Origin of the sequence: Fusicatenibacter sp. (assembly GCF_050872605.1) — a bacterium.
GTDB lineage: Bacteria > Bacillota > Clostridia > Lachnospirales > Lachnospiraceae > Fusicatenibacter.
This window is the reverse complement of record NZ_JBNMHD010000003.1, coordinates 137950-147386: the sequence shown is the minus strand read 5'-3', so window position 1 is coordinate 147386 and position 9437 is coordinate 137950. Positions and strand designations below refer to the sequence as shown.

The following is a 9437-nucleotide window of genomic DNA, read 5'->3' as shown; positions in this document are numbered from 1 at the left end:
TCTGCAACATGTCTTTCGACAGTAGCAGTCACTTAGGCTTGAGACCTATTGTTAAGCTATAGATAAGAGATTTCGTATGTCCACTTTTATCTATATTTATAAACATATTTCTATGTTTTTGGTTACTTAACAATTAGTCCTTTTGTTCTTTTTTGGTGCTGCGTGATACTGTATTTTTCTGCATCCGCAGATCTTCTTATTTTGCCGGAAAAACTGCCCGGAAGCAGATGCCGTCTTTTGTCCGCTCTGCGGTAATTTTTCCCTTATGTGCCTGGACGATGGCTGCCGCCACGGAAAGGCCGATGCCGTAGCCGCCGCTCTCTCTGGCACGGGAGGCGTCGCCGCGGTAGAAGCGTTCGAACAGGCGGTTGAGATCGCCTTCCGGCAGATTATCGCAGGTATTCTCCACTGCAAGTTCTGCTTTTTTGCCGTTTTTCCACCACCGGACGCGGATGGTTCCACCTTCCGGTGTGTATTTGACGGCGTTATCCACAAGAAGGAAGACGAGCTGGTGGATTCTTGCGGCGTCGCCTTCCATGCGAAGTTCCTTGGCAATGTCTGTCTGCAGGGTGATCTGTTTTGTGACGGCCGGGGCTTCGAAGGACTGGACGGCATCGATGATGGTTTCGGATGCGTTCCATTCCTTCTGTTCTAACTGGCCGCCGCCCTCGTCCATTTTTGCGAGGGTTAGAAGCTGTGTTACGAGGCTTGTGAGGCGTTCGATCTGGTGATGGATGCTTTCGGTCCATTCGCTCTCTCCGCTGCACATTTCGATGACCTCGGTGTTGGCGGAGATGATTGCGATTGGTGTTTTCAGCTCATGGCCGGCGTCGGTGATGAACTGTTTCTGTTTTTCCATGCTCTCGATGGCCGGACGGATGGCTTTGCGGGAGCAGAGGATCACGAGGATCAGGACCAACAGATAGCAGCCGACGGCAACAAGACAGGAAATGGCGGCGACGCTCTCGACATTCTGGGTGTCGCGGGAGCAGTCGACGAAGACGATCAGCAGTTTTTCGTCCGTCTCCGTCATCCGATACCGGAATGTGCCGGTTTTTCCTTCTGTTTTTCCTTTCTCTGCCGCTTTTGCGGCGTACTCTTCTGCCTCGCTCTCTGTGGCCGAGGCGATGTGAGAGACGTCGGTTGTCCACGTTTCACCGCCGTCGGTTGTGGATGCCGAGAAGTAACGTGTCTCAAATGGGGTTTCCGCTGAAAACTGAAAGCTGTTCCAGATGGATTGTCCGTTTCCCGGGGACTGCATCTGGCCGCTGCCTGGCGCTCCGTTTTCCGGCGGCTGGCCCTGTTTTCCCTGGTTGTCGGGGTTATTCTCCGGAAATGTGCCGTCGTTGTCGAGCAGCATCTTCAGCAGGACATCGGTTTTCTGCTTTGTCTGCCAGTAACAGTCTCATACCCTCCTCCTCGTTTCAAAATTTTGTTTCCTGCGTATAAAACGAAAACATCCGGCCGGCACTTTTTGCTTCTGTGCTCACAGCCGGATGTTCGGTTTGCATCATATTTCTATTTACTTTTTCTTCTCTGATCTTCTCCTCAGCAGCTCTTTCGCGCCCACATACAGCAGAAAATAGATGGTCAGGATCATCAGAACGACAACCCGGTTGTCCTTCAGGCTGAAAAACGATGTGACATTGACTGCTGCGAGAAACAGCAGCAGGGACACGCTGAGATCAATTTTCTCTTTCCGGTCTGCCAGCAGCATGCCCGCCGCGGCCAGAACAAGAAGGACTGCAATTCTTACAATCAGATTTGCCATGATGGCTCCTCCTTACTGTTTCCGAAAAGTGATTTCTCCGGTTTTATCGTCCATCGCGTCAACAATGGCAAGAGACTCCAGGTGAATGCCGCGGTCACGCAGCAGCTGTCCGCCGATCTGGAAACCTTTTTCGATGACAACGCCTGCTCCTACGAGCTCTGCACCGGAATCCTGTACCAGGGTTGCCAGTCCTTCCAGCGCTTTTCCGTTTGCCAGGAAATCATCGATCAGGAGAACTTTGTCTCCTTTTCCCAGAAATTCTTTGGAAACAATGATATCATAAACTCTTCCATGGGTGAAAGATTCTACTTTTGTGGTATAAACATCGCCGGCGATATTTTTGGTCTGTGTTTTCTTTGCAAACACAACCGGAACATTAAAAATTTCAGCCACAACACAGGCAATTCCGATTCCAGATGCCTCGATGGTCAGGATTTTCGTGATCTCTTCTCCCGCAAAACGACGCTGAAACTCTTTTCCGATTTCCCGGAACAGATTGACGTCCATCTGATGATTTAAAAAGCTGTCCACCTTCAGGACATTTCCCTCGCGTACTTTTCCGTCTTTGCGGATTCTATCTTCCAATAACTGCATTTTTTTGAAGCCTCCCGAATTTTTATTATACCCATTGTACTTACTTCTCACTGGAAATGCAAGTCCAAATCCATCAAATTTCGCACTGTCTCAAATTTTATTCATGGCAGCCGCCGGTGTCTCTGCATCAGAGATCCTCTTTCCGGTCCAGATCCTTTAATTCCCACGCGGCTTCGACCCGAAACGGAATCACCAATTCCCAGTGTTGTTTCAGCACCTTTTTCCCGCCGCGGTCACCGGAAAGTTCTTTTAATTCTGAAAAATACGGTTTTGAAAACCACGCCGGATTGCCGCTCTTGCCGCCGCAGAAAACACAGCCAAGTGGAGCCTTCTGCGTCTCCATGGATTCCAGAAAGCGCTCCGCCGTCTCTTCCTTCAGGTACGGCTGATCCGCCACAAAGCACGCGCAGGCATCGGCATTTTGCTTCTCCGCCGCCTCGATTCCCGCGCGGATCGTATAGGAAATTCCTTTTTCGCTGTCCGGCGAAAACACCGTCTGCAGACACCCGGCTTTTACCAGCGGCGCAAGCTCCTCCAGAATCCTTTCATACTGCGTCACAACCAGCAGTTCCCAGTTCTCATGCCTTCCGGCAATTTTGGCCAGCCGGTCCAGCAGATGGCGGTACACCGCCTTTCCATCCAGCGGATAGAGCAGCTTATTTTCCCCGAACCGTCTGCTGTTCCCGGCTGCCAGATAAAGTATCGTTACTCGCATTCTTTTTCCGCAATTCCCATTGCAATCTGCTCACTCGTGATCGGCAGTTCGCGGAACCACAGGCCCGTCGCATTGTAGATCGCATGTGCCAGCGCCGGGGCCGGTGTGTTGATGACAATCTCACCGATCGATTTTGCACCGAACGGACCGGTCGGCTCGTAGCTGCTCCGGAATTCCACGCGAAGTTTGCCCATATCGAGACGTGTCGGCACTTTATACTGCATAAACGAATTGTTGATCATCTGTCCCTTGTCCGTGTACTGGATATTTTCAAACAGCGTCATGCCGATGCCCTGCACCAGACCGCCCTCGACTTGCACGCGCGCAAGGTTCGGGTTGATGACGGTTCCGCAGTCGACAACGGCGGCATAATCGAGAATCTTAACCTCGCCGGTCTCTTTATCCAGCTCGATCTCGACCGCACCAGCCATATAAGGCGGCGGCGATACCGGAGAGCAGTTGCTTTCCGTCGCTTCCAGCGCGATGCCGTTATTGCACATGGCCGCTGTTGCGATTTCTTCCATCGTCATGCTGCTTCCGCTCTTTTCATGCACGACACCGGTACCGGTAAATTCCACTTCATCTTCCGGCACATTCATCCGCTCTGCCGCCAGGGCACAGATCCGTTTCCGAAGCGTCATGCAGGCTTTTTCCACCGCTTTTCCGGTAATGTACGTCGTACTCGATGCATAGGAACCGGAGTCATACGGGGACGTATCGGTATCTGCGCCGACAACGGTAATATCATCCACATCACACTCCAGGCACTCTGCCGCCATCTGGGACAGAATCGTATCGCAGCCGGTTCCCATATCGGCCGCTGCAATCAGCATCGTGTAGCCGCCGTCGTCGTTGACTTTGATCGTCGCCGATCCGACATCGAGATTGGAAATACAGGAGCCCTGCATCGCCATCGCGATGCCGACGCTGCGCACCTTTCCATTTCCCATATTGCAGCACGGATATTTCTCATCCCAGCCGATCATCTCTTTCGCACGCTCCACGCACTGGTCAAGCGCACAGCTGTTTGCCGTTTCGCCATAGTAAGCCGGCATGAACTGTCCCTCACGGACCATGTTCTGCTCCCGGATCCGGATCGGATCGATGCCAAGACGCGCTGCCATCTCACTGACAGCAGATTCTACGGCAAAGATACCCTGCGTCGCACCGTATCCGCGGTAAGCACCGGCTGACATTACGTTGGAATACACAACATCATACGCAAACCGGTAAGCCTCGAGTGATCCATACATCGGAATCGATTTGTGGCCGGAAAGGCCGACCGTTGTCGGTCCATGCTCGCCGTATGCACCCGTGTTGGAAAGTGTATACAGATCGATCGCACGGATTCTTCCGTCCTTCATCGCACCGAGGCGGATCGTTACTTCCATCTCATGGCGCGGTGTGGATGCTGTCTGGGACTCTTCTCTCGTAAAGATCATTTTCGACGGTTTTCCGGTTTTCCAGGTTACAAACGCCGGGAAAATTTCGGCAACCACCGTCTGCTTCGCTCCGAATCCGCCGCCGATTCTCGGCTTGGAAACACGGATCTTCGATTTTGGAATGCCGAGTGCATTGGACAGAATGCGGCGCGCATGGTAAACGATCTGGGTCGAGCTCAGCACATTCAGCCGTCCGTAGGTATCCATAAAGCAGTATGTCCGGAACGTCTCCATCATCGCCTGCTGGGCTGCGCGCACATGATACGTATGCTCTACGACCTCATCGCACTCTGCGAGCACGGCTTCCACATCTCCGTTGTGATCTTCCGCACTTGCACAGAGATTTCTCTGATTGTCCGCACCGACCGGACAGAGCGATTTCCAGCTTTCCTCCGGATGCACCAGCAGTTCATTATCCTTGGACTGATGAAAATCCAGAATGGCCGGAAGCACTTCATACTCTACTTTCAGGAGCTTCCGCGCACGGTCCACGCATTTTTCATCTTTTCCGGCAATAATCGCCACCGGATCTCCCACGTAGCGCACATGCTGATCGAGGATCAGACGGTCATACGGGCTTGGTTCCGGGTAGGTCTGTCCTGCCATTGTAAAACGCTGTTTCGGCACATCCTCCCAGGTATAAATCGCCTCAATGCCCGGAACGCGCTCTGCTGCCGTCTTTTTCACGGATTTTACGATTGCATTGGCATGCGGACTCCGCAGTACCTTGACAATCAGACAATCCTTCGGCGCCAGATCATCTACATAAACCGGCTTTCCGGTTACCAGCGCGAGGGCATCCTTTTTGATCACCGGCTTATTCACACTGCAGAGCTGATCGGTTCTTCCCGACCAGTCCGGTTCATAGATATGATTTTCTCTGCTCATGACGCACCTCCCTGCTGCTTTTTCCAGGCAAGGAAATTCAAAATTCCCCGAAGCTGTCCTTCATATCCGGAACAGCGGCAGAGATTTCCCGCCAGATATTCTTTAATTTCTTCCTCACTCGGATCCGGATTTTCCCGGAACAGCGCAATCGCATTCATAATCATCCCCGGATTGCAGAACCCGCACTGCTCGGCGCCCTGTCCGGCAATAAAGGAACCAAATTCTTCTGCTTCCTCCTGCAGGCCTTCCAGCGTATCCACCTTACATCCATTCGCCCGCGCCGCAAGCACCGAACACGACAGCACCGGTTTTCCCTCCAGAAAAACCGTACACAGCCCGCAGTTCGACGTCTCACAGCCGCGCTTCACACTGTAGCATCCCTGGCTTCTCACAAAATCGATCAGGAGCATGTCTGCATCAATTTCCGCTTCCGTCTTCTTTCCATTTAAGATCATCGAAATCTTCATCACTGCTCCTCCTTCTTCTGAATTTCTTCCATACATCTGCGCAGCAGCACCCGTCCCAGATGATGACGATACTCTGCACTTCCGCGCATATTACTGCCATACGTAAACTGATCAGAAATCTCCGAAGCCGCCGCCTTCAGCTCCTCCGCAGATGCCTTTCCAGCCGCCAGCTTTTCCGCCAGCTCCGCCGGAAGCTCTACACGTGCCGCCTTCGCCGGTCTTGCCCCAAGCACCGCACATCCTTTTCCGTCTTCCACCCGCACCGCACACGTCAGCACCGGAAAATCGGTTCTCGAATTTCTGTGGCTCTGGTAAACCGTAACACCTTCCTGCTTCTTCACAATCAGCCTTACCAGCACATCCCTGTCTCTCTTTGAACAGGCAAACTCCGCCAGCGGCATCCGTCCCGCATGAACCAGCTCCACCTCCGTATCCAGCGCCAGAAACAGCGTCAGCACATCCGAAAATCCAAATCTGCCGAAAATACTGCCTCCCACCGTAGCCAGATTCCGGAACTGCACCCCGACAATACTCCGCACACTCTCCCGTGCCGCACCGTCGGTATAAGCATTCAGCCCCTCATGCTCCTCCATCTGCCGCAGCGTCACCATACATCCAATCGAAAACTCCTCCTCGGACTCTTCAATCTGATCCAGTCCCAGCCCGGACAAATCAATCGCCGTCTGCACCTGCCTCTGCCCCATCTTCGTCCAGAGCATCCCGCCCAGGATACAGGCGCTTCTCTTCTGATTCAGCTCATACGCCTCCTCCAGCGACCCCACCCGGACATAATCCTTAATCTTAATCATACTTACCCTATATCCTCCATTTTTCAGGTTATTTTTACGCAATATAGAAGCCCATATATTTGATATTATACCCGACCTGCTCCCTCCTTTCAACTTTTTTCTATTTTTTTCAAAAAAACCCTTGCATTTTCCCTCCACATCCAGTATAATCATTCAATGTCGGAAGTCATTCTGACACAAAACAAAATACATGGACGGATTCCCGAGTGGCCAAAGGGGACAGACTGTAAATCTGCTGCAAATTGCTTCGATGGTTCGAATCCATCTCCGTCCATATGCCGCAGTGGCGGAACTGGCAGACGCCCGGGACTTAAAATCCCGTGGGTAGTGATACCCGTACCGGTTCGATCCCGGTCTGCGGCACGATTAAGAGCTCTGATTCATACGAATCGGAGCTCTTTTTCCATTTCTATTTTTCAACCTCCCGTCCCCACTACCAGCCTCGCCGCCGCCCGTTCGGTCTTGCGTGATGCGCAGGGCAGCACGCAAGACTGGGCGGGCGGCGGTGAAGCGTCCATCACTCCTCACATCTATGCAGTACCACTCCCGATAACGGCAGCAAATCCATCTCCAGTATGCCCGCCGGTGCCTCGATTTCTTTCTCCTCCGAAGAAAATCCCACCGCATCCGTCGCAAACACCTGCGTCAGCTTCGCCACCGAACTCCGGTTAATCCCGGTAAGCCACACCGGAATCTCCACATGCACCCTCTCATTCCGGTTATTAATCACCACAATCACCTGCTCCTCCTGATTAAACCGTCCATAAGAAAGCACATTGTAATCATGATACAAAAACTTCAGCGATCCCATCGCCAGCACCGGAAATCTCCGATGCACCGCAATTATTTCTTTATAGAATCGGATCAGCTCCTGATCCTCCTGTCCCCAGGGATACGTCCTCCGGTTATCCGGATCCGTAAACCCAACCTGGCCGGCCTCATCCCCATAATACAGCGTCGGCGCCCCCGGCCACGTCATCTGAATCACAACCGCCTCGCGCAGCACCGCCTTATTCGTATTCTCCGCAGCCGCATACGGCCCAACATTCGCCACACGTCCCACACGATGATTCGTTCTCGTGAGAAACCGCGAATGATCATGATTATCCAGCTCATTCATCGCCGTATACAGCGAAGACGCATAAAACGCCGGCATATGATACTTCATTGCCCCGATAAAACTCTCACTGTTTCCGAGAAGCCCCTGGTTAAACTCATCACTGTGCTTCTCCATACCCGTGAGGAACCAGGAAACCGGCTCCATAAACGCATCATAGTTCATCACCGTATCCCACTCGTCGCCCTGCAGCCAGCTCATCGCATCGCCGTAGTGCTCCGCCAGAATAATCGCCTCCGGATTCGCCTCCTTCACAACGCGCCGGAACTCCTTCCAGAACTTGTGGTTAAACTCCGGGCTGTGTCCTAAGTCAGCGGCCACATCCAGCCGCCAGCCGTCCGCATTAAACGGCGGAGAAACCCACTTCGCGCCGATGCGCATAATATCCTCCATCAGCTTCTCCGAACCCTCGTAGTTCAGCTTCGGCAGCGTATCATGGCCCCACCAGCCGTCATAAAACTCATTGTACGGCCAGTTATGCTCATTATAAAACTTAAAAAACGTGTGATACGGACTGTCCTGCGCCACATACGCGCCCGGCTCATAGCCCTTTCCGGCCTCGTAAATCCGCTCGCGGTCCAGCCACTTGTTAAACGAACCACAGTGGTTGAAAACGCCGTCCAGAATCACCTTCATGCCGCGCTTATGCGCCTCCTCCACCAGGTGGATAAACAGTTCATTGCTCGCCTCCAGGTTCGCCTTGTTCGTCACACGGTCAATATACCGCGTTGCCCGCGTATTGTCCTTGTCGCCCGGCCAGAGCAGATCGCCTTCGTCGGAGACAATCTTTCCGAAATGCGGATCAATATAGTCATAATCCTGAATATCATACTTATGGTTCGACGGCGAAACAAACACCGGATTCAGATAAATGACCTGCACACCGAGATCCTGCAGATAATCCATCTTGTCAATGACGCCCTGCAGATCGCCGCCGTAGAAATTGCGGACATCCATCTGCTCCGGGAAGCGGTTCCAGTCATCCACCTTGTTGACCTGTTCACCGATGTAGCTGTACTCTCCCGTCAGCACATCGTTGGACGGATCTCCGTTGCAGAAGCGGTCCACAAAAATCTGATACATGACAGCGCCCTTCGCCCAGTCCGGCGTATGGAAGCCCGGGATAATGCCGAAAGAGTACATCTCCTGCAGCTCTCTTGTGACACCGAGCTTGTTGTAATAACAGACCACGCGGCCTGCCTGAATCTCAAAAAAATAGCGGATCGGCTCATTTCCGACCGGAATCTCGATCTCGTAATAATCAAAACCGTTCCGGACCAGACCGACCTGCATCTGTGCACGGGTGGAACCGCTGATGAAATAAACCGCATCTACATTATTTTTCAGGGTACGGAACCGGATCTTCACCGTGTCGCCCGGGTTCGGCTCAAACGGAATCTGATACTGCGGGGATTCATCGCTGTAGAGCGCATGCTTGTTGAACATCGCCCGCATCTGTGACATATACTGCTGCATTCTTGTTTTATCCATGAACTAACGCCTCTGTCTTTCTCAATCATTCATTCCTTATATTTTACCCCACACCGCCATGTAATACAACCTTTTTCTGAACACATGTAACGATTGTGTTTATTGGATTTTTATATAGTAAAAGAGCCAGCGGGGTACGCTGG

Annotated in this window: 8 protein-coding genes and 2 tRNA genes; 2 read left to right on the top strand and 8 right to left on the bottom strand. The window is 52.4% G+C overall.

Annotated features, from left to right (window positions below):
* Window positions 1–196: 196 nt before the first annotated feature.
* The 7 genes from ACY2VT_RS02225 to ACY2VT_RS02195 form a co-directional block, all read right to left on the bottom strand.
* Window positions 197–1360, bottom strand: a complete 1164-nt coding sequence (locus ACY2VT_RS02225) for a sensor histidine kinase (protein WP_461878712.1) — start codon at window positions 1358–1360, stop codon at window positions 197–199.
* 162 nt (window positions 1361–1522) lie between these two features.
* Complete coding sequence (locus tag ACY2VT_RS02220) at window positions 1523–1771, bottom strand: hypothetical protein (protein WP_461873728.1); 249 nt, start codon at window positions 1769–1771, stop codon at window positions 1523–1525.
* Between the two features lie 12 nt (window positions 1772–1783).
* On the bottom strand, window positions 1784–2365 hold the full coding sequence (locus ACY2VT_RS02215) for a xanthine phosphoribosyltransferase (protein WP_461873727.1): 582 nt from the start codon (window positions 2363–2365) through the stop codon (window positions 1784–1786).
* 127 nt (window positions 2366–2492) lie between these two features.
* Window positions 2493–3080, bottom strand: a complete 588-nt coding sequence (locus ACY2VT_RS02210) for a nucleotidyltransferase family protein (RefSeq protein ID WP_461878711.1) — start codon at window positions 3078–3080, stop codon at window positions 2493–2495.
* Window positions 3071–5410, bottom strand: a complete 2340-nt coding sequence (locus tag ACY2VT_RS02205; RefSeq protein ID WP_461878710.1) for a xanthine dehydrogenase family protein molybdopterin-binding subunit — start codon at window positions 5408–5410, stop codon at window positions 3071–3073. The genes ACY2VT_RS02210 and ACY2VT_RS02205 overlap by 10 nt, the downstream gene beginning before the upstream one ends.
* Complete coding sequence (locus ACY2VT_RS02200) at window positions 5407–5877, bottom strand: (2Fe-2S)-binding protein (RefSeq protein ID WP_022462114.1); 471 nt, start codon at window positions 5875–5877, stop codon at window positions 5407–5409. Before ACY2VT_RS02200 ends, ACY2VT_RS02205 begins: the two co-directional genes overlap by 4 nt.
* Window positions 5877–6686 (bottom strand): FAD binding domain-containing protein, encoded by an 810-nt coding sequence (locus tag ACY2VT_RS02195; protein ID WP_461878709.1) that lies wholly within the window; start codon window positions 6684–6686, stop codon window positions 5877–5879. Before ACY2VT_RS02195 ends, ACY2VT_RS02200 begins: the two co-directional genes overlap by 1 nt.
* Window positions 6687–6878: 192 nt before the next feature.
* On the opposite strand from ACY2VT_RS02195, the gene ACY2VT_RS02190 reads away from it, so the two are divergent.
* Both ACY2VT_RS02190 and ACY2VT_RS02185 read left to right on the top strand, forming a co-directional pair.
* A tRNA-Tyr gene (locus tag ACY2VT_RS02190) sits at window positions 6879–6960 on the top strand.
* 3 nt (window positions 6961–6963) lie between these two features.
* Window positions 6964–7049, top strand: a tRNA-Leu gene (locus tag ACY2VT_RS02185).
* 154 nt (window positions 7050–7203) lie between these two features.
* On the opposite strand, the gene ACY2VT_RS02180 is transcribed toward ACY2VT_RS02185, so the two are convergent.
* The gene (locus ACY2VT_RS02180) at window positions 7204–9294 is read right to left on the bottom strand and encodes a glycoside hydrolase family 13 protein (RefSeq protein ID WP_461878708.1); all 2091 of its coding nucleotides are present in this window, start codon (window positions 9292–9294) and stop codon (window positions 7204–7206) included.
* Between the last annotated feature and the right edge of the window lie 143 nt (window positions 9295–9437).

What these genes read in the sequence shown, in the direction of transcription:
- ACY2VT_RS02215 (WP_461873727.1), bottom strand. Translation starts at nt 2,365, where the DNA reads ATGCAGTTATTGGAAGATAGAATCCGCAAAGACGGAAAAGTACGCGAG.
- ACY2VT_RS02200 (WP_022462114.1), bottom strand. Translation starts at nt 5,877, where the DNA reads ATGAAGATTTCGATGATCTTAAATGGAAAGAAGACGGAAGCGGAAATT.
- ACY2VT_RS02210 (WP_461878711.1), bottom strand. Translation starts at nt 3,080, where the DNA reads ATGCGAGTAACGATACTTTATCTGGCAGCCGGGAACAGCAGACGGTTC.
- ACY2VT_RS02220 (WP_461873728.1), bottom strand. Translation starts at nt 1,771, where the DNA reads ATGGCAAATCTGATTGTAAGAATTGCAGTCCTTCTTGTTCTGGCCGCG.
- ACY2VT_RS02180 (WP_461878708.1), bottom strand. Translation starts at nt 9,294, where the DNA reads ATGGATAAAACAAGAATGCAGCAGTATATGTCACAGATGCGGGCGATG.
- ACY2VT_RS02225 (WP_461878712.1), bottom strand. Translation starts at nt 1,360, where the DNA reads ATGCTGCTCGACAACGACGGCACATTTCCGGAGAATAACCCCGACAAC.
- ACY2VT_RS02205 (WP_461878710.1), bottom strand. Translation starts at nt 5,410, where the DNA reads ATGAGCAGAGAAAATCATATCTATGAACCGGACTGGTCGGGAAGAACC.
- ACY2VT_RS02195 (WP_461878709.1), bottom strand. Translation starts at nt 6,686, where the DNA reads ATGATTAAGATTAAGGATTATGTCCGGGTGGGGTCGCTGGAGGAGGCG.